General features: G+C 72.2%; 20 protein-coding genes. 7 read left to right on the top strand and 13 right to left on the bottom strand.

Annotated features, from left to right (window positions below; translation table 11 throughout):
- The first annotated feature begins 13 nt into the window (after window positions 1-13).
- Together rph and rdgB are read left to right on the top strand one after the other, a co-directional pair.
- On the top strand, window positions 14-742 hold the full coding sequence (gene rph / locus AB0O15_RS39440; RefSeq protein ID WP_364330284.1) for a ribonuclease PH: 729 nt from the start codon (window positions 14-16) through the stop codon (window positions 740-742).
- Window positions 739-1,347, top strand: coding sequence for an RdgB/HAM1 family non-canonical purine NTP pyrophosphatase (gene rdgB / locus AB0O15_RS39435; RefSeq protein WP_364330281.1), 609 nt, complete (start codon window positions 739-741; stop codon window positions 1,345-1,347). Before rph ends, rdgB begins: the two co-directional genes overlap by 4 nt.
- 981 nt (window positions 1,348-2,328) lie before the next feature.
- On the opposite strand, the gene hutH is transcribed toward rdgB, so the two are convergent.
- From hutH to AB0O15_RS39405, 6 genes are read right to left on the bottom strand one after another with little or no spacing between them, the layout of a single operon-like run.
- Window positions 2,329-3,864 (bottom strand): histidine ammonia-lyase, encoded by a 1,536-nt coding sequence (hutH, locus tag AB0O15_RS39430; RefSeq protein WP_364330279.1) that lies wholly within the window; start codon window positions 3,862-3,864, stop codon window positions 2,329-2,331.
- The gene (gene hutI, locus AB0O15_RS39425) at window positions 3,861-4,997 is read right to left on the bottom strand and encodes an imidazolonepropionase (RefSeq protein WP_364330276.1); all 1,137 of its coding nucleotides are present in this window, start codon (window positions 4,995-4,997) and stop codon (window positions 3,861-3,863) included. Before hutI ends, hutH begins: the two co-directional genes overlap by 4 nt.
- Window positions 4,994-6,274 carry a formimidoylglutamate deiminase gene (locus tag AB0O15_RS39420; RefSeq protein ID WP_364330273.1) on the bottom strand — a complete coding sequence of 427 codons (1,281 nt, stop codon included), beginning with the start codon at window positions 6,272-6,274 and terminating at the stop codon, window positions 4,994-4,996. The genes hutI and AB0O15_RS39420 overlap by 4 nt, the downstream gene beginning before the upstream one ends.
- Window positions 6,271-7,419, bottom strand: coding sequence for an allantoate amidohydrolase (locus AB0O15_RS39415; RefSeq protein ID WP_364330270.1), 1,149 nt, complete (start codon window positions 7,417-7,419; stop codon window positions 6,271-6,273). Before AB0O15_RS39415 ends, AB0O15_RS39420 begins: the two co-directional genes overlap by 4 nt.
- On the bottom strand, window positions 7,416-9,026 hold the full coding sequence (gene hutU, locus AB0O15_RS39410; RefSeq protein WP_364330267.1) for a urocanate hydratase: 1,611 nt from the start codon (window positions 9,024-9,026) through the stop codon (window positions 7,416-7,418). The genes AB0O15_RS39415 and hutU overlap by 4 nt, the downstream gene beginning before the upstream one ends.
- Window positions 9,027-9,032: 6 nt before the next feature.
- The gene (locus AB0O15_RS39405) at window positions 9,033-9,857 is read right to left on the bottom strand and encodes a MurR/RpiR family transcriptional regulator (RefSeq protein WP_364330264.1); all 825 of its coding nucleotides are present in this window, start codon (window positions 9,855-9,857) and stop codon (window positions 9,033-9,035) included.
- Window positions 9,858-10,047: 190 nt separating this feature from the next.
- Here AB0O15_RS39405 and AB0O15_RS39400 point away from each other — a divergent pair, with 190 nt between their 5' ends.
- From AB0O15_RS39400 to AB0O15_RS39385, 4 genes are all read left to right on the top strand, one after another.
- Window positions 10,048-11,460: an FAD-dependent monooxygenase gene (locus AB0O15_RS39400; protein WP_364330261.1), complete on the top strand. Its 1,413-nt coding sequence runs from the start codon at window positions 10,048-10,050 to the stop codon at window positions 11,458-11,460.
- 19 nt (window positions 11,461-11,479) lie between these two features.
- On the top strand, window positions 11,480-11,635 hold the full coding sequence (locus AB0O15_RS39395; RefSeq protein ID WP_364330258.1) for a hypothetical protein: 156 nt from the start codon (window positions 11,480-11,482) through the stop codon (window positions 11,633-11,635).
- Between the two features lie 127 nt (window positions 11,636-11,762).
- On the top strand, window positions 11,763-12,566 hold the full coding sequence (locus AB0O15_RS39390; RefSeq protein ID WP_364330255.1) for an MOSC N-terminal beta barrel domain-containing protein: 804 nt from the start codon (window positions 11,763-11,765) through the stop codon (window positions 12,564-12,566).
- A gap of 53 nt (window positions 12,567-12,619) precedes the next feature.
- On the top strand, window positions 12,620-13,474 hold the full coding sequence (locus AB0O15_RS39385; protein WP_364330252.1) for an expansin EXLX1 family cellulose-binding protein: 855 nt from the start codon (window positions 12,620-12,622) through the stop codon (window positions 13,472-13,474).
- A gap of 20 nt (window positions 13,475-13,494) precedes the next feature.
- On the opposite strand, the gene AB0O15_RS39380 is transcribed toward AB0O15_RS39385, so the two are convergent.
- The 7 genes from AB0O15_RS39380 to AB0O15_RS39350 form a co-directional block, all read right to left on the bottom strand.
- A complete protein-coding gene (locus AB0O15_RS39380; protein WP_364330249.1) occupies window positions 13,495-14,292 on the bottom strand; it encodes a DUF4253 domain-containing protein in 798 nt (265 codons plus the stop codon).
- Window positions 14,293-14,342: 50 nt separating this feature from the next.
- On the bottom strand, window positions 14,343-14,870 hold the full coding sequence (locus AB0O15_RS39375) for a GNAT family N-acetyltransferase (protein ID WP_364330246.1): 528 nt from the start codon (window positions 14,868-14,870) through the stop codon (window positions 14,343-14,345).
- Window positions 14,871-14,954: 84 nt separating this feature from the next.
- A complete protein-coding gene (locus AB0O15_RS39370) occupies window positions 14,955-15,995 on the bottom strand; it encodes a hypothetical protein (protein WP_364330243.1) in 1,041 nt (346 codons plus the stop codon).
- A gap of 65 nt (window positions 15,996-16,060) precedes the next feature.
- Window positions 16,061-16,222 (bottom strand): hypothetical protein, encoded by a 162-nt coding sequence (locus tag AB0O15_RS39365; RefSeq protein WP_364330240.1) that lies wholly within the window; start codon window positions 16,220-16,222, stop codon window positions 16,061-16,063.
- Window positions 16,223-16,304: 82 nt separating this feature from the next.
- Entirely contained in the window at window positions 16,305-16,868 is a 564-nt protein-coding gene (locus AB0O15_RS39360) for a dihydrofolate reductase family protein (protein WP_364330237.1), read from the bottom strand.
- Window positions 16,869-16,914: 46 nt separating this feature from the next.
- Window positions 16,915-17,655 carry a DinB family protein gene (locus AB0O15_RS39355; RefSeq protein WP_364330234.1) on the bottom strand — a complete coding sequence of 247 codons (741 nt, stop codon included), beginning with the start codon at window positions 17,653-17,655 and terminating at the stop codon, window positions 16,915-16,917.
- A complete protein-coding gene (locus AB0O15_RS39350; protein ID WP_364330232.1) occupies window positions 17,652-18,017 on the bottom strand; it encodes a MerR family transcriptional regulator in 366 nt (121 codons plus the stop codon). The genes AB0O15_RS39355 and AB0O15_RS39350 overlap by 4 nt, the downstream gene beginning before the upstream one ends.
- A 29-nt stretch (window positions 18,018-18,046) precedes the next feature.
- Here AB0O15_RS39350 and AB0O15_RS39345 point away from each other — a divergent pair, with 29 nt between their 5' ends.
- Window positions 18,047-18,784 (top strand): nucleotidyltransferase domain-containing protein, encoded by a 738-nt coding sequence (locus AB0O15_RS39345; protein ID WP_364330229.1) that lies wholly within the window; start codon window positions 18,047-18,049, stop codon window positions 18,782-18,784.
- Window positions 18,785-18,793: the final 9 nt, after the last annotated feature.

Below are 18,793 nucleotides of genomic sequence, written 5' to 3'. Positions count from 1 at the left end.
TAGGGTGACGTTCATGGCACGTCCCGACGGCCGCGAGCCCGGCCAACTGCGTCCCGTCACCCTGACCCGCCGGTGGAGCATCCACCCCGAGGGCTCGGTGCTCGTGGAGTTCGGCAACACCCGGGTGCTGTGCACCGCGTCGGTCACCGAGGGGGTTCCGCGCTGGCGCAAGGGCTCCGGGCTGGGCTGGGTGACGGCTGAGTACGCGATGCTCCCGCGCGCCACCAACACGCGCGGCGACCGGGAAAGTGTCAAGGGCAAGGTCGGCGGGCGTACGCAGGAGATCTCCCGCCTCATCGGCCGGAGCCTGCGGGCGTGCATCGACCTCAAGGCGCTGGGCGAGAACTCGATCGTGCTCGACTGCGACGTGCTCCAGGCCGACGGCGGCACCCGCACCGCGGCGATCACCGGCGCCTACGTCGCGCTGCACGACGCGGTGACCTGGCTGTCCGGGCGCAAGTCGCTGGCCGGCAAGGTCGAGGGCGTGATGCACCGGTCGGTCCAGGCGGTCAGCGTCGGCATCATCGACGGCGAGCCGCGCACCGACCTGATGTACCTCGAGGACGTCGCGGCCGAGGTGGACATGAACATCGTCTGCACCGGTGACGGCGACTTCGTCGAGGTCCAGGGCACCGGCGAGGCCAACGTGTTCGACCGCGCCCAGCTCGACCTGCTGCTCGACCTCGGGGTGGCCGGCTGCGCCGAACTCGCCCTGGCCCAGCAGAAGGCGCTGGCGTCGTGAGCAAGCTGCTGCTCGCCACGGCGAACCGGAAGAAGCTGCTCGAACTGCAGCGCATCCTCGACGCGGCGCTCGGCACGTCCCGGGTCACGCTGGTCGGGCTCGGCGAGTTCGAGGGCTATCCCGACGTACCCGAAACGGGTTTGACCTTCGGTGAGAACGCGCTGATCAAGGCCCGTGAGGGCGCCAACCGGACCGGTCTGCCCACGGTCGCCGACGACTCCGGCATCGCGGTCGACGCGCTCAACGGCATGCCCGGCGTCTTCAGCGCCCGCTGGTCCGGCGGCCACGGCGACGACGACGCCAACCTCGACCTGCTGCTGGCCCAGATCAGCGACGTCCCCGACGAACACCGAGGCGGCGCCTTCGTCTGCGCGGCCGCCCTGGTCCTGCCGAACGGCCGCGAACACCTGGTCGAGGGCCGCCAGCCCGGCCGCATCCTCCGCGCCCGCCGCGGCGCCGGCGGCTTCGGCTACGACCCGATCTTCCTGGGCGACGGCCAGTCCCGCACCAACGCCGAACTGAGCGCCGCCGAGAAGGACGCGATCAGCCACCGGGGCAAGGCCTTCCGCGAGCTGGCCAAGGTCGTCGCCCGCGAACTCCGCTAGGCTGCCCCGCCACTCCGGCCTATTTGTGCGTGGGGCTCTTCGCGTTTTGTGCGCGGGGTGGGCGGGGGTGGTGCGCTGGGCGCGCGATCGCCTCGTTTGCGTCCTCTTGGGGTGGGCGAGCTCTCTTCGCGCCCTGGCCCTTCCCGCGCCCTGGCCCTTCCCGCGCCCTGGCCCTTCCCGCGCCCGGCAGACCTGACCCCTACTCCTCCGCGGCCCTTTTGCTCTGAGCGCGTATAGGCAACACCCCTGCGGCACTCCTTCTTTCCGGGCGCCACCTGGGCATCGGCGGCTTCGCGGCGATGCATGCGGGTGCTCGGAGCGCGAACGCCGGTGTTGCCTATACGCGCTCAGAGCAGGCGTGTCGCTTCGGCGTGTCGCGGGCAGGGCCGGTGTGACCTCGGTGTTCGGTCGGGCTGGGGTGTTGCCTGTACGCGCTCAGAGCAAAAGGGCCGCGGTGGGAGGGGTGGGGCTTGGGGTGGCGGGTGGAAGCCGCGGTGGCCGGCTCGGCTCCGGCAAGGGCGCTCGCGGCGTAGGCGTCGACCCGGACTGCGCGAAGCGCGGTCCGACCCGGGTGGGGTTGGCGCGGAGCGCCTGGAGGGTGATCGATTACGCAGAATGAAGGCCGCGCGGCTCTGGTTTGGACGCGCCAGCGGCCAGGAGCCGTGGGGCCGGCCTCGGCGGGAGCGACGGTCGGGGCCACCCACCGAGCTACGACATTCTGCTCTTGATCTTGAAATGGGGTGTCTCCCGGATTCGTGCCGTGCTGCGGGCGGCGGTGCTTGCGGTGGGTGGTGGGTCGGCAGGATTGGCGGTGCACGGGGGAACGGGGATTCGGGTGCGGAGCAGCGTCTGAGCCGCCGAGATGGCCGAGGGGGACAGCGGTCGGCGGGTCAGGTGGGGACGATGTTCGGGGCGCCCGCGGCGGCGGCGGGATCGGAATGCGTGGGGGCGCAGGATGATCCGTCGCCGCCGATTGTCGTGTCAGGACAGGGGGCCGATCGACTGTTCGACGGCGGCTCGGAGGGAACGGCCGGCGACCACCTCGCGTGCCTGCTCCAGGACCGGCGCCAGGAAGACGTCGGGGCCGGGGGCGCCGGCGAACGGTGCGACCGCGGCGACGGCGGCTCGGCCGGCGGGGGACGGGGTGAGCGGGGCGCGTAGCTGGAGGCCGCGGACGGCGGACAGGAGCTCGACGGCGAGCAGGCTGGTCAGGTTGTCGAGGACGGTGCGGAGTTTCTTGGTGGCGGACCAGCCCATCGAGACGTGATCCTCCTGCATGCCGCTGGTCGGGAGGGAGTCGACCGAGGCGGGTGCGGCCAGGCGGCGGTTGTCGGCGACGATGCCGGCCGCGGTGTACTGGGCGATCATCAGGCCCGAGTTGACGCCGGCGTCGGGAGCCAGGAACGGGGGCAGGTCGCGGTTGCGGGTGATGTCGAGGAGGCGGTCGACGCGGCGCTCGGCGATCGCGCCCACCTCGGCGGCGGCGATGGCCAGGAAGTCGGCGGCGAAACCCAGGGGGGCGCCGTGGAAGTTGCCGGTGGACTCCACGCGGCCGTCGCGCAGGACGACGGGATTGTCGACCACCGACGCGAGCTCACGTCCACAAACCGAAGCCGCGAAGCCCAGGGTGTCGCGGGCGGCGCCGGCCACCTGGGGAGCGCAGCGCATCGAGTAGGCGTCCTGCACGGCGTGGGCCAGGTCGTCGCGGTGCGAGTCCATGATGGACGAGTTCTGGAGCAGGCGGTGGATGTTCGCGGCGGATGCCGACTGGCCCGGATGCGGGCGGATGGCGTGCAACTCGGGCAGGAACGGGCGCTCCGAGCCGAGCATCGCCTCGATCGACAGGGCGGCGGTCACATCGGCCATGGTGAACAGGTGCGCCGCGTCGTCGATCGCGAGCAGCAGCATGCCGAGCATCCCGTCGGTGCCGTTGATCAGCGCCAGGCCCTCCTTGGCGGCCAGGGTCAGCGGCTGGATGCCGGCCGCCTGCAGGGCATCGGCGGCGCCGACCCGGGCGCCGTCCTTGCCGAGCACCCAGCCCTCGCCGAGCAGCACCAGCGCGCAGTGCGCCAGCGGCGCCAGGTCACCGGACGCGCCCAGCGAGCCGTGTTCCGGCACCCACGGCGTGATGTCGGCGTTGAGCAGGTCGACCAGGCCGCGCGCCAGCTCCGGACGCACGCCGGACAGCCCGAGGGCCAGCGACCGCACCCGCAGCAGCATCATCGCCCGCACCACCTCGCGGGGCATCGGCGCGCCCACCCCGGCGGCGTGCGAGCGGATCAGCGCGTGCTGCAACTCGGCCCGGCGCGCCGGCGCGATGGACGTGTTGGCCAGCGCGCCGAACCCGGTGGACACCCCGTAGACCGGGCGGCCGGAGGCTTCGATGCCGTCGACGATGGCGCGGCTGGTGGCCATCGCGGCCACGGTCTCCTCGGCGATCTCGATGGTGGCGTGGCCCCGGGCGACGGCGAGGACGTCGGCGGCGGTGACTCCGGTGGGTGTGACGACGACGGTCATAGCGGAACTCCGTGGTGCAGAACGGTGCGGATCAGCGGAACACCCGGCCGGTAGGCCAGGTGCAGAGAGGACGGCGCGTCGAGGACGGCCAGGTCGGCCCGCGCGCCGACCCGCAGGTGCCCGACGTCGTCGCGGCGCAGGGCCCGGGCGCCGCCGAGAGTTGCCGCGCGCAGGGCTTCGGCGGGGGTCAGGTTCATCTCGCGTACGGCCAGCGCGATGCAGAACGCCATCGACGACGTGTACGACGAACCGGGGTTGCAGTCGGTGGCCAGGGCCACCGTGACACCGGCGTCGAGCAGCCGCCGCGCGTCCGGATAGGGCGACCGCGTGGAGAACTCGGCCCCGGGCAGCAGCGTGGCGACGGTGTCGCCACCGGCCAGCGCGTCGACGTCGGCGTCGTCCAGGTGGGTGCAGTGGTCGGCGCTGGCGGCGCCGAGTTCGACGGCGAGCCGGACGCCGGGACCGTGCTGAAGCTGGTTGGCGTGGATGCGGGGCCGCAGCCCGGCGGCGAGGCCCGCGGTGAGAATCGTCCGCGCCTGCTCGCCGGTGAACGCGCCGCGGTCGCAGAACACGTCCACCCACTTCGCGTGCGGCGCGACCGCGGTCAGCATCTCGCCGCTGACCAGCGCCACGTACTCGTCCGGGTCGCCGCCCGGCACCACGTGCGCGCCCAGGAACGTGGTCTCCTCGGTCAGCTCGCCGGCGATGCGCAGGCTGCGGACCTCGTGGGCGGTGGTCAGGCCGTACCCGCTCTTGATCTCGATCGTGGTCGTGCCCTGCCGCCGCGCCTCGGTGACCAGGCGGCGGGCGTTCGCGCGGAGATCATCGTCGGTCGCGGCGCGGGTCGCGGCCACGGTGGTCATGATGCCGCCCCCGGTGTACGGGCGCCCGCCCATCCGCGCCGCGAACTCGGCCGCCCGGTCCCCGGCGAACACCAGGTGCGCGTGGCTGTCCACGAAGCCGGGAATCACCGCCGCGCCGGCCGCGTCGATCCGTGCGTCGGCGGCGGGCGCTCGGGTGGTGGCGCCGATCCACGTGACGAGGCCGTCCTCGGCGACCAGCGCGGCATCGGTCAGACCGGGCCCGTCGTCGACGGTCAGCTCGCCGATGTTGTCGATCACGATGCTGCTCATGCCGCGCTGCGCTTCCACGCCGTGGCGGCCTCGCGCAGCGCCCGCGCCACGTCGAAGCCGGTGTGCCCGCTGTCGTCGACGATCAGCCGGCCGTCGGCGACCACGTGGGTGATGTCGGCGGCGGTGGCGGCGAGCATGGCCTGGGCCGGGTCGGCGCCGGCCGTGCGGACCGAGTCGAGGGACACCGCGACCAGGTCGGCCCGCCGGCCCGGCTCGATCGCGCCCGCGTCGGGCCAGCCGATCGCCGCGTGGTTGGTGGCCGCCGCGACCAGCTCGGCCACGGTGAAGTGGCCGCGTTCCTCGGTGGCGAGCCGCTGGTCCATCTCCAGGGCGCGCGCCTCCTCGAACAGGTCGATGACCGCGTGGCTGTCACTGCCCAGGGACAGCCCGGTCAGGGCGCGGGCCGGCCCGATCCCGTCGGCGAGATCCCGTTCGGTGGTCGGGCAGACGCACACGCCGGTCCCGTCCAGGGCCGCGATGTCGGCCTCGGTGAGATGGGTGGCGTGCACGACCGTGGTGGCGGGACCGAGGATTCCGTGGCGGCGCACCAGTTCGGTCGGCGTGCAACCGTGGACGGCCTGGCACTGCTCGTTCTCGGCCCGCTGTTCGGAGAGGTGGATGTGCAGCGGGCTGCGGCCGGCCAGCGCGGCCAGATCGGCGGGTGGCACGGCGCGCACCGAATGCGCGGCGGCGCCGATCAGCGCGCGGGGCAGCGGTTTCAGCGCCTCCACCCGTTCCGCCCAGGCGTCGAAGCTGCCGTCGCTGAACCGGACCTGCACGCCCTCCGGCGGCCGCCCGTCCGCGCTCGACGTGAGATAGAGGGTGTCCAGCAACGTGATCCGGATCCCGGCCTCGGCGGCCGCGGCCATCAGCGCCTCGCCCATCGCGTTCGGGTCGTTGTAGCGGGCGCCGTCCGGGGCGTGGTGCAGGTAGTGGAACTCGCCGACCGCGGTGATCCCGGCCATCGCCATCTCGCCGTAGACCGCCCGGGCCAGCAGGTAGTACGAGTCTGGATCAAGGGCCGCGGCGACCTCGTACATCCGCGTCCGCCAGGTCCAGAAGCTGCCTCGCCCGGCGTGGGTGTGGCCGCGCAGGACGCGATGGAAGGCGTGCGAGTGGACGTTGGCCAGGCCGGGCAGCACCAGGCCGCGGAGCCGCATGGCCGCGCCGGCCGGTGTGCTCGGGACGACCGCGGTGATCCGGCCGTCCTCGATCTCGATCAGCACGTTGCGCTGAATGTTCCCGCCGATCAGCGCGTGCGAAGCGTGGAAGTTCACGTCAGCTCCAGCAGCACGGTGGCGAGCGCCTCGACGCCGGCCTCGCAGTCGTCGTCGGTGGCGTGCTCGGCGGGGGAGTGCGACACGCCGGTCGGGTTACGCACGAAGAGCATCGCCGTCGGAACATGGGCGGACAGCACCCCGGCGTCGTGGCCGGCGCCGGTCGGCAGGATCGGCGCGTCCTCCAGCAGTTCGCTCACCCGGGAAGCGAGCGCGGTGTCGAAGGCGACCTCGGCGGTGACCGACTCGGGTTCCACCGACACCGCGATGCCGTCCCGCCCGGCCCGGTCGGTGGCCCGTTTGACGATCGCCTCGACCAGGGTCTCCAACGTGGACTCGTCGGCGGCGCGCGCGTCGAGCCAGCCGCGCACCAGCGACGGGATCGCGTTGGTGGCGTTGGGTTCCACCGCCACCCGGCCGATCGTGGCGTGGGCGCCGGCCAGGCGCGCCTCCTTGTTGGCGGCCAGCACCGTGTACGCGTACGTCAGCATCGGGTCGCGCCGGTCGGCCATCCGCGTGGTGCCGGCGTGGTCGGCGTCGCCCCGGAAGTCGAACCGCCACCGGCCGTGCGGCCAGATCGCGCTGGCCACACCCACCGGCACGTCGAGCGCGCGGCCCTGCTCGATGTGCAGTTCGACCGCCGCCTTGAAGCGCAACCGTCGCGGTCCGGCGGGTCGATATCCCAGTGCTTCCTCGAAGGACACCCCGTCCCGGTCACACAGCCTGGCCGCGTGAGACGGGTCGATGGCGCCGGTCAGCAGCCGCGACCCCAGGCACGGCACGCCGAACCGGCCGCCCTCCTCCTCGCAGAACGCCGCCACGGCCACGTTGCGGCCGGCCGGGAGCCGGTCCACGGCCAGGAACGCGGACACGATGCCGAGCGGCCCGTCGTACCCGCCGCCGTGCGGCACCGAGTCGAAGTGGGAACCGGTCAGCACCACGCCGTCGGCCCACGGCTCGCCGCGCCACGCGAACAGGTTCCCGTTGCCGTCCTCGGTGACCGTCATGTCGCGGCGGTCGGCCTGGTTGCGGAACCAGTCACGCAGAACACGTTCCGGCTCGGTCAGCGCGAAACGAAGGTAACCGTTGTCGGTGAGGCCGATCGGCGCGATCTCGGCCCAGAGGCTGGCGAAAGCCGAGCTCACGACTGCCTCATCGGGACCGTGACGTGCGCGGCGGCCGCCGACTCGTAGCCGGCGTCCACGTGCCGCAGCACACCGGTGGCCGGGTCGTTGGTCAGCACCCGCTCGATCTTCTCGCCGGCCAGCGCGCTGCCGTCCGCCACGCACACCTGACCGGCGTGGATCGAGCGGCCCATGCCGACGCCGCCGCCCTGGTGGATGGACACCCAGGACGCGCCGCTGGCCGTGTTGACCAGGGCGTTCAGCAGCGGCCAGTCGGCGATCGCGTCGGAGCCGTCGGCCATCGCCTCGGTCTCGCGGTAGGGCGAGGCGACCGAGCCGGAGTCGAGGTGATCACGGCCGATGACCAGGGGCGCCGACACCTCGCCGCCGGCCACGAGCTCGTTGAACTTCACGCCGGCCTGGTCGCGTTCGCCGTACCCGAGCCAGCAGATCCGGGCCGGCAGCCCCTGGAAGGCCACGCGTTCGCCGGCCAGCTTGATCCAGCGGGCGAGCGGCTCGTTGTCCGGGAACAGGTCGAGCACCGCGCGGTCGGTGCGCGCGATGTCGGCCGGGTCGCCGGACAGCGCCGCCCAGCGGAACGGACCCTTGCCTTCGGCGAAGAGCGGCCTGATGTACGCCGGGACGAAGCCGGGGAAGTCGAAGGCCCGCCCGTACCCGCCGAGCCTCGCCTCGCCGCGGATCGAGTTGCCGTAGTCGAACACCTCGGCGCCGCGGTCCATGAACCCGACCATCGCCTCGACGTGGATCGCCATGCTGGCGCGGGCCCGGTCGGTGTGCTCGTCGGCCTTCAGATCGGTGACGTCCCCGAGCGGCACGTAACTCAGCGGGTCGTGGGCGCTGGTCTGGTCGGTCACGATGTCGATCTCGGTGCCGCGGCGCAGCAGCTCGGGGAAGACCTCGGCGGCGTTGCCGACCACGCCGATGGAGATCGCGCGGCGCTCGCGTCTGGCCGCGTCGGCCTGGGCCACCGCGTCGTCCAGCGAGGAGGCGATGACGTCCAGGTAGCGGGTGTCCACCCGCCGCTGCAACCGGGTCCGGTCCACGTCCGCGATCAGGCAGACGCCGCCGTTCATCGTCACCGCGAGGGGCTGCGCGCCGCCCATGCCGCCGCACCCCGCGGTGAGCGTCAGCGTGCCGGCCAGGTCGCCGCCGAACCGCTTGGCCGCCACCGCCGCGAACGTCTCGTAGGTGCCCTGGAGGATCCCCTGCGTGCCGATGTAGATCCACGAACCGGCCGTCATCTGGCCGTACATGGTCAGGCCCAGCTGCTCCAGGCGGCGGAACTCGGGCCAGGTGGCCCAGTCGCCGACCAGGTTCGAGTTGGCGATCAAGACCCGAGGAGCCCATTCATGGGTACGCAGGACGCCCACCGGCCGCCCCGACTGCACGAGCAGGGTCTCGTCGTCGCGCAGCACGTCCAGTTCCCGCACGATCGCGTGGAAGCTGGGCCAGTCGCGCGCGGCGCGGCCGGTGCCGCCGTACACCACCAGATCTTCCGGGCGCTCCGCCACATCGGGGTCGAGGTTGTTCATCAGCATCCGCTTGGCCGCCTCCTGGGGCCAGCCCAGCGCCGTACGCGTCGTACCTCTCGTCGCTCTGATCTCCATCGCCTCTTACCCCTCGAAGATGTGCCGCCGCGCGGCCGTCGCCTCGAACTCCTCCAACCGGCGCTGCGCCACCTCGGGCGCCGCGTCGCACATCGCCTGCAGCAGCACCATGGCCATCGTCATCGGCCCGGTGTGCAGGTCGAACACCAGATCCGAACCGACCGCCGCGGGCAGCACCACGTCGGCGACCTCGGCCGCCGGTGACACCTCGGAGTCGGTGATCGCCACCACGGCCAGCCCCGCCTCCTTGATCGCCGCCAGGCTCTCCCGCGGATAGCGGGGCAGCACCATGGCCAGCATGGCCGTCGCACCGGCGGCGCGGGCCTGATCGAGCCGGTCCAGCAGCTCGGTGCCGCCGGCGTCGAGCACCCGCACGTCCGGGTGCACCTTGGCCGCGAAGTACCCGAAATACGTCGCCAGGGGCGCCGCCGCCCGCAGCCCCAGCACCGGCAGCGGCCGGCTGCGCACGAGCAGTCCGGCGGCGGTACGCACCGCCGTGAGATCTTCGAGCTGGTCGCGCAACCGCCCCAGCCGCCCCGCCTCGGCGGCGACCGCGCGCTGCGACTCGTTGGCCGCGGTGGCCGGCGCCGGCGCGGAATCGACCAGTCCGCGCAGCTCGCGGCGCAGCGCCGGATAGCCCGGGTAGCCCAGCGCCATGGCGAACCGGGTCACCGACGGCTGGCTGACGCCGGCCAGGTCGGCCACCTCGGCCGCCGACAGGTAGGCGGCCGTGCCGGCGTGTTGCACCAGGCTGTGCGCGATTCGCCGCTGGGTCGGCGTGAGGCGCGCCCCCTGGAACAGATCCACCACCCTGACGGCCCCTTCATTCACCTGCCCAGAGTATGCATAAGAACTTTCAGAAAACAGCCCCGTGGTAGCTTCCTCCGGAACGTGACGCCGCCCGAGGAGGTGAGACCCATGACCGCTGTACCGATGTGGGTGCTCCCCCCGGCCGTCACGGTTGGCGACTGACGTAGGCGTCGCCGGGAGCGCCAGAGGCACTCCCGAAAGGCAATTCCTGATGTACGACGTGATCATTGCCGGTTGCGGTCCGACCGGCGCCATGCTGGCCGCCGAACTGCGGCTCCACGATGTGCGGGTTCTCGTCCTCGAGAAGGAGACCGAGCCCGTGTCGGCCGTCCGCATCGTCGGCCTGCATGTTCGCAGCCTCGAACTGATGGCCATGCGCGGTCTGCTGGAGCGCGTTCGCGAACGCGGGCGGCAACGTCCGGCCGGCGCCTACTTCGCGGCCATCGACAAACCCGCGCCCAAGAACCTCGACTCCGCGTACGCCTACCTGCTGGGCATCCCGCAGCCGGTCATCGTCCAGCTGCTTGAAGACCACGCGGTCGCGCAGGGCGCGGAGGTCCGGCGCGGTTGCGCGGTGGCCGCCCTCGACCAGGACGACGACGGCGTGACCGTCGAGCTGGCCGGCGGGGAGCGGCTGCGTACGCGCTATCTCGTCGGCTGTGACGGCGGGCGCAGCACGGTGCGCAAACTGCTCGGCGTCGGCTTCCCCGGCGAGCCCGCGCGGACCGCGACGCTGATGGGCGAGCTCGACGTGGGCGTGCCGCCGGAGGAGATCGCGGCCCGGGCGGCCGAGATCCGTGAGAACGACAAGCGATTCCTCCTGATGCCCTCGGGCGGCGGCGCCTACCGCATGATCATCCCCGGCGCGCCGGTCGGTGACCGGGCCGAACCGCCCACCCTCGACGACTTCCGGCGCCAGCTGCACGCCATCGCCGGAACCGACTTCGGCGTGCACTCGCCGCGCTGGCTGTCCCGCTTCGGCGACGCCACCCGGCTGGCCGACCGCTACCGGGTCGGGCGGGTGCTGCTGGCCGGCGACGCGGCCCACATCCACCCGCCCATCGGCGGGCAGGGCCTGAACCTGGGCGTCCAGGACGCCTTCAACCTCGGCTGGAAACTGGCCGCCCAGATCCGCGGCTGGGCGCCGCCGACCCTGCTGGACACCTACCAGGCCGAACGTCACCCGGTCGCCGCGGACGTGCTGGACAACACCCGCGCCCAGATGGAACTCCAGTCCCCCGGACCGGGCCCGAAGGCCGTGCTCCGGCTGCTCACCGAGCTGATGGACTTCGACGAGGTGAACCGCCACCTGATGGAGAAGATCACCGCGATCGGCGTCCGCTACGACGTCGGCGAGGGCCACGCCCTGCTCGGCCGCCGCCTGCCCGACATCGCCCTCAGCCAGAGCAACCTCTACGCCCGGCTGCACCGCGGGCGCGGCCTGCTGCTGGACCGCACCGGCCGGCTGACCGCTCGGGCCTGGTCGGACCGGGTCGACCAGCTCGCCGATCCGGCGGCCGACGTGGATGTCCCAGGCGTCCTGCTGCGCCCCGACGGCCACGTCGCCTGGATCGGCGACGACCAGCGGGATCTGGACGATCATCTGGCCCGCTGGTTCGGCTGATCTTTTGCGTCACGGGCCGATGGGACGATTCTCGTCACCCTCGGCCCGTGACGAGATCTTCTCCGCCCGGATCCTGATCGTCGCCGCGCCCCGCGGCATTCTCTACGACCCCGACAACGAGCTGGTCTTCGGCTACTTCTCCATCGACTGGGCCATCCTGAGAAACAACACCTGACCGGCACTCCGCGCTGCCGACCGGATCGGTCTGGGCGGATGTTGAGCTCCGGGGGTCGACGGGCTGGATCGGCAGGTCGACGCTGACCCGGCGGCCGGGCGGGGGCGGTGCGTGGCAGGCTGAGGGCATGCGGATCGCCTCGCTGCACTCGTACCCCATCAAGGGGTCGCACCGGAATGACCATGACGTCGCGCTGGTGGAGCGGCACGGGCTGGCCGGGGATCGGCGCTGGATCGTTGTCGACCAGGACGGCGTGGGAGTGACTCAGCGGGACACCGCGCTGCTCAGCCAGCTGCACGTCACCCCGGTCGGCGGCGGGCTGGTGGTCCGGGCCGCGGGGATGCCGGATCTGCGCCTCGCCGAACCGGTCGACGGGCCCAAGGAGTTCGTGCGGGTCTTCAAGTCGAAGCCGCAGGCGCCGACGCGGCTCGCGGACGACGGCGGGTGGTTCGCGACGTTCCTGGGGCGGCCGGCGCGGATCGCGTGGCAGGAGGATCCGGGCGGACGGCCGATCCTGGACGCCGGGCGCGATGACGACCGGGTCAGCATGGCCGACGGCTACCCGATGCTGATCACCACCGAGGCATCCCTGGCGGCGCTGAACGACTGGCTGGTCGAGGCCGGTGAGGAGCCGGTGCCGATGACCCGGTTCCGGCCGAACATCGTGGTGGCGGGGGCGGCGCCGTGGGCCGAGGACGGCTGGCTGGGGCGACGGCTGATGATCGGCGAGGTGCCGTTCCGGGCCGCCCGGCCGTGTGCGCGCTGCCTGGTCACCACGATCGACCAGGAGACCGGCGTCAAGGGCTCGCAACCGCTGAAGATCCTCGGCCGTCATCGCAACATCGACGGCGGGCTGATGTTCGGCCTGAACCTCATCCCGGACGCGGTGGGAAGCCTCCGGGTGGGTGACCCCGTCACTCTCGCGTCTTAGTTTTGGCTTAGGACAGTTGCCCATCGGTACGCCGGACCGAAGCATTCATCGGCGTGATCGCACTTTCGAAACGCTGGCTCGCCACCGGCGGCGCCGTTGTCCTGGCCGGCGTCCTCGGCCTCGCCCTGCTGCTGCGGGACGGGGGAGCCGCCTGCGCCGCGGCCCGCGCCGGCGGGAAGGCGACGTTCTACGACCTCGGCGGCGGCACCGGCAACTGCTCGTTCCCGTCGGCGCCGGCCGACGACCTGTTCGTGGCCCTGGGCGAGGCGGACTACGACGACGGCGCGGCCTGCGGCGGCTACCTGGACGTCAAGGGGCCCAAGGGCAAGGTGCGGGTCAAGGTGATCGACTCGTGTCCGCCGTGCGAGCCGGGGCACATCGATCTCAGCCGTACGGCGTTCAAGAAGATCGCGAACGAGGTCGACGGGATCGTGCCGGTCACGTTCACCAAGGTGCGCTCGCCCAAGGTGCCGGGGGCGGTCAGCGTGCGGCTCAAGGAGGGCTCGTCGCGCTACTGGTTCGCGGCGCTCGTCGACAACCACGGCAGCCCGTTGCGGTCGCTCAAGGTCAACGGCAAGGCGGCTACGCGTACGGACTTCAACTACTGGATCATCGACGGTGGCGCGGGCGGCGGGCCGTTCACGATCACCTTCACCGACGCGTACGGGAAGACCACCACCGTGCCCGGCATCAAGCTGAAGCCCGGCGTGATCCAGAAGGTCCTGGCCAAGATCGCGGCGCCGCCGCCGAAACCGCCCGTGCCGGCGAAGAAGAAGCCGGCGCCGAAGCCGTCGACCAAGGCGCCCGCGCCGGTGGTGGAGTCAGCCCCGGCCGTGGTGGAGACGACGACACCGCCGCCCGCGCAGGAACCGCCGGTCGCCCTGGTCGCCCGGCCCGCCGCCTGCTAGGACGTGTTTCCAACCACCGCCTAATCCCACCAGAAGGTCCAGTACCCGCGCCCCACCAGCCAGTCGGCATACTCCTCGAGATTGCCGTGCTCGCCCTGGTCGACGTTGTCGGGGCAGAACGCGTAGTGCTCGGCCGCGATCGCCAGCGCCTGGTCGACAGTCCGCGGCGGCGCGGCTACGCTCACCACCAAGGTGTCCGGGCCGAGCGCGACCAGCCTCGCCCCGAACCGGTCCTCCCAGCTGCGCAGCACCGCGGACAGCCGGCCCGGGTCGTCCTCCAGGTTGATCGCGCCGTCCCAGCCGAGCAGCGCCGGGATGTCCGCGCTCCGGGCCGCCGGCACCAGCGCCAGCAGCGGCTCCTCGAAGAGGTCGCTGCCCTCCAGGTCTTCCAGCGCCTCCCGCGCGCACGCCTCCGGGTCGGCCTCCACCGGCAGCGCGTCGGCCAGGCCGGGCCACTCCGGCTGGTCGTCCGGATCGTCGTCGCTGTCGGCGTGCCATTCCTCCCACCACAGGGCGAGCACGTCCTCGGCGTCGTGGTCGCCCGGCGCCGACTGCGTGGTGCTCGGCGACAGGTCCTCGTCGACCAGGTCGTCCAGCAGGATCGGCCGGAGCCCGGTCCGTGCGGCGTGCGCGTTGACCTCGGCCCATTCCTCGGCGTCGGTCTCGTCCTCGCTGACCCAGTACAGCGGCGGGTCGTCGGCCGTGCCCTTGGGGTCGTCGATGAGGTGGCCGTCCGGCAGGTCCAGCCCCAGCCCGAGCCCGTGCGGGTCGTCGTCCAGGGCGAACAGCAGCGAACGCGTCGGTTCCTCGGCAGCCATGCGCGGCACCTTAGCCCCGTCGGGCGAACGCCCGGCCACCACCGCCGGAATTATCGGTCCCGGCGCAGATCGAGCCACATGATGATCTCTTCGCGGTCGTCGCCGGGCGCCACCCGGATCGCGTCGGGCACCCGCCCCACCTCGCGGTAGCCGAGGCGCGCGTAGAAGTTCTCGGTGCCCGTCCCGCCGCGTACGGTGACCTGCAGGGCGTCGAGCCCCATCTTGCGCCCGACCACCGTGGCCTCGCGCATCAGCGCCCCGCCGTACCCCTTGCCCTGCTGCCCGGGCGCGACCATCACCCGTTTGAGCGTCCGCCAGTGGTTCTTGAGCCGGTGTCCGTTGTCGGCCACGAACAGCAGCGCCACCAGCCGGCCGGCCTCGAAGCCGGCGACCAGCCGATCGGTGCCGTCGGCCACGGCGGCGAGGGCCGCCTCGGCGGTGGGCCGCACGTCGTCGGCGACCACCGGAGGCACGAACCCCACCGCCCCGCCGTCGTTGACGACCGTGGTCCAGAGCGCGACCATTTCGTCGCGCAACGCGTCGGTCAGCGGCGGATCAACTTCCAGCGACAGGCCCATCCGCCCATTTTCGCCGCTGTGGCCGCCGATGTTCAGCGACGCGGATCACGCCGCCGCGGGACAGGGTGGCCGTCAGGCCGTCGGTCACCAGGTCTGGGTCAGGACGTCGTTGAAGATCTTCTGGATGTCGCCCTTGGTGCCGGGCGGGGTGAAGGCGCCGATGCCGACCTGCCACGTCGGGACGCCGCCGGTCGGGGCGAAGAAGTGGCTCATGTCCAGCAGGTAGCGGCCCTTGGCGTCCTTGGGCGTCTCGACGTACGACGTACGCCGGTCGAAGGTCTTGGCCTTGGCGCCCTTGTCGAACCACTCGGTGCTCAGCTTCTTCTGCTCGGCCGAGCCGCACGGCGCCGGGCAGGGCCGCAGCATGATCTGGAAGCGCTGGCCGCTGCGGGGGTTGCCCTCGTCGATGCAGACGTACGCCTTGGCCTCGGGCAGGTCGACGTCGCCGCGGAGGCATCCCCACGAGCCCGGCGTCCGGAAGGCGAACGGCCACTCCGGGAAGTCCATCGTGTAGGTCTTGTCCGAGGCCGAGAAGACCGGGCCGACCAGGGTACGGGCGGGAACCGCCCGCAACGTCGGTTTGTTCGCGGGGGCCGGTTCCGTCGCGGACGGCTCACTGAGCGGATCGGAGGTCGGCCGCTCGAAGGGTGTCGGCTCGGCCGGGCGGAACGGCTGGGCCGTCCGGTCGTCGGCGCTGTCGTCGGTGAGGGCGGCGATGCCGAGACCGCCACAGACGCAGAGCAGCAGGAGCAGCGGCAGCAGCACCAGCACGATGGCGGCGGGCATGCCGCGGTGCTTCTGCGGCGGCGGCCCGATCGCGCCGTCCAGCCACGCGATGGCGGGCGCCCGGTACTCGACCTCGGCCGTCTGCCCCTCGTACACCGGAACCATGGTCTCGGCGTTCCCGATGCGCGACGGCAACAGGTAGGGGATGTGCATGTGCACGTGGTGCGTTCCCGGCTGTACCGGCACCACCGTGCGTCCCCAGCTCGCCTGCACCGGGTGCCCGTCGACCGACAGGATCGGCTTGAACAGGCCGAGGAGGAACGACACCCACCAGTACTTGGCGGTGACGGCAATGGCCGACGTCCCACCGCCCCACGGCGGCTGCGGTTGTCCGTACATCAGACTGGCCCTCCCTGATCAGCGAGGGGAAGCATACGGATCGTGGGTGAACCGGTGGGGGCACCTCATCCGATCGGGCCGAGCGCCTGCCACCGCGGGCGGAAGGGCAGCTCGGCCAGGGCGGCGATGGCGCGGGGCGGGAAGTCCGGCCAGGTGTCCCGCCGGGTGTCGTGCCGGCGGTTCAGGTGCCGGTCGAGAAAGGCCTGGGTACGGCGGAGCCCGTCCACGCCGACGGCAACGTCGATCTCACCCGCGCCGATGGTGTCAGCGTCGCTCCAGGCGCCGGTTCCTGGGCCGCCTGAGCGGCCGTCAGCGGGACGTCACGCGGTAGGCGAGGTAGACGACGCCGTTGGCGAAGCGGCGCTCGTCGGTGAGGTCGAGGTCGAGGCGGACGCGGTCGGCCAGGAAGTGGGTGCCGCCGCCGACGATCACGGGGGAGAGGAAGACGCGGATCTCGTCGATCAGGCCGGCGCGCAGAGCATGCGCGGCCAGGCCGGGGCCGCCGATGGTGAGGTCGCGGTCGCTCGACTCCTTCAGGGCCCGCACGGCCTCGGCGTCGAAGGACCGTTCGACGCGGGTACGCGCGCTCGACGGCTCGGCCAGGGTCGTGGAATACACGATCTTGTCCGCCGCCTGCCACAGGCGCGCGTAGTCGAGCTCGACGGCGGGCAGGCCGGGCTGCTCGTGCGCGGTCTCCCAGAACGTCATCACGTCGTAGAGCCGCCGCCCGTACAGGTAGGTGCCGATCGGGCGTTCGAGGTCGTTGACGAACGCGTGCACCTCGGGGTCGGGCACGCCCCAGTCGAACTTGCCCTGCTCGTCGTTGATGTAGCCGTCCAGGGACGTGATGGAGGTGCTGATCAGTCTGCCCATGCCGACGAGCCTACGGTTAACCGTAGGCAAAGCGCAACCGGTTGCGCTAAGACAGCAGTTTGTCGAGGTCGCGTTCGGCGTACTGCCGGTGCGAGTACTCCTCGCTCAGCACGGTGACGAACACCTCGCGTACATCCATCGCCTGGGCCGGAGGCCAGGAGCCGGGGCCGTGGACCGGCTGCGTCTGCCCGTTCAGCCGCTCGTCGGTCAGGCCCGCCAGCACCTCGCGTACGCCGGCGACCCGATCCTCGCGAACCGCGAGCACCTCCTCGAAGGACGGGCGCGACGTGCGGTCGACGGTGAAGCCGACGTCGTCGCCCGCCTCGTCCCACGGCAGGTCGAGCGGGTGCCACGGCGCGGGATCGCCGAGGTAGGCCCGCCGCACCCAGGCGTCGGTCGCGTAGCAGAGGTGCCGCAGTGTCTGCAGGAACGACCACTCGTCGTCGACCGAGGCGTTGAGCTGGTCGGGCGTCAGCGTGCGGGCCCGCTCGATGGTTCCGGCCCAAAGCTCCTCGAGGATCGCCCACGCCTCGCGGAAACCGTCCGCGTCGGCCGGGCGCATCTTGGCCAGCAGCGGGTCGCGGCGTTCCAGCTCGGCCGCGATCAGCGGCGCCACGTCGACCCCGTTGATCACCACGTTCTTCAGCTCGCCGCTGATCTCGACGTCGCACAGCTCGACGCCGCGCATGCGGACCTGGAAGAAGCTCACCGCCCGGAAGTCGGCGCCGGCCAGGTTGACGTCGCGGAAGGTCGAGCCGCTCAGATCCTGCCGGCTGAACTCGGTCATGCCGGGACGCTCTCGGCGGTCAGGCGCTCGCGCGCGGCCTCGATCACGCCGTCGAGGCGGTCCCGGGTCGCGGCGAGCGTACTCATCTGCTCGTCGATCCGGTCCCGCTCGGCGGTCAGGTGATCGAACATGGCCGGCGTGATCTGCCCGGTGTGCATGCAGGGCATGATCTCGGCGATGCGCCGGCTGGGGATGCCGGCGGCGAGCAGGATCTGGATGAGGTGTACGCGCTCCACGGCATCCGCCGGGAACGTGCGCTGGCCGCCCTGCGTACGCGTGGGAAGAATGAGGTCTTGCTCCTCGTAGTAACGCAGCGAGCGGACGCTCACCCCGGTCTGCTCGGCCAGCTCACCGATGCGCATGACGTTCTCCATACGGACTCGAACCTCACATGAACGTCAGATTCTACCTTCTGGACCGCGTGACCTTCATGACCGCGTGCCATGCTCGGGTGGTGCTCGACGACTTCGCCTCGCGGCTCGCGGCTCATCCCCGGGTCACCGATCTGCTGGTCGCCGGCTCGCTGGCCACCGGCGACCATCTCCCCGGGGTCAGCGACCTCGACCTGGTCGCCATCTGTTCCGCGCCGCTGACCGAGCCCGAGGTCCGCGCGCTGCACGACGGCATCGACCCGGCGCTCGCGCTCGGCTGCGTCTACGTCGACCAGGCGTCGGTCGCCGACGTCGCCCGCCGCCATCCCACGTGGACACACGGGGTGCTGGTGCAGCGCATCCTCTCCGGGGTCACGCGCGCCGAGCTGGTCCGGCACGGCTACGCCGTCCTCGGCCGGGCGCCGGGTGAGATCTTCCCGGCCATGACCGACGATGACGTACGCGAGGCCGGCCGCGCCGAGCTCACCGGCTACTGGTCGTGGGCCGCGCGCCGGCCCTGGCTGTTCCTCGACCCGGTGATGGCCGACCTCAGCCTCACCTCGATGGCCCGCGGCCGGCACACCCTGGCCCACGGCGCCCTGCTCACCAAGTCGCGTGCCGTCGGGCAGGCCGCCGCCCCGCCGTGGCTGATCGACCAGCTCGCCGCCCGCCGCCGCGGCGAGCAGGTCACGTCCCCACGGCTGCGCACCGCGTGGATCGCCTGGCGGGACGCCCGCCGCACCGTACATCTGACGTAGATTCTCGCC

Origin of the sequence: Actinoplanes sp. NPDC089786 (genome assembly GCF_040684855.1) — a bacterium.
Taxonomy (GTDB): domain Bacteria; phylum Actinomycetota; class Actinomycetes; order Mycobacteriales; family Micromonosporaceae; genus Actinoplanes.
Note: the sequence above shows the minus strand (reverse complement) of the source record. Positions and strands in the feature narration are given on the sequence as shown.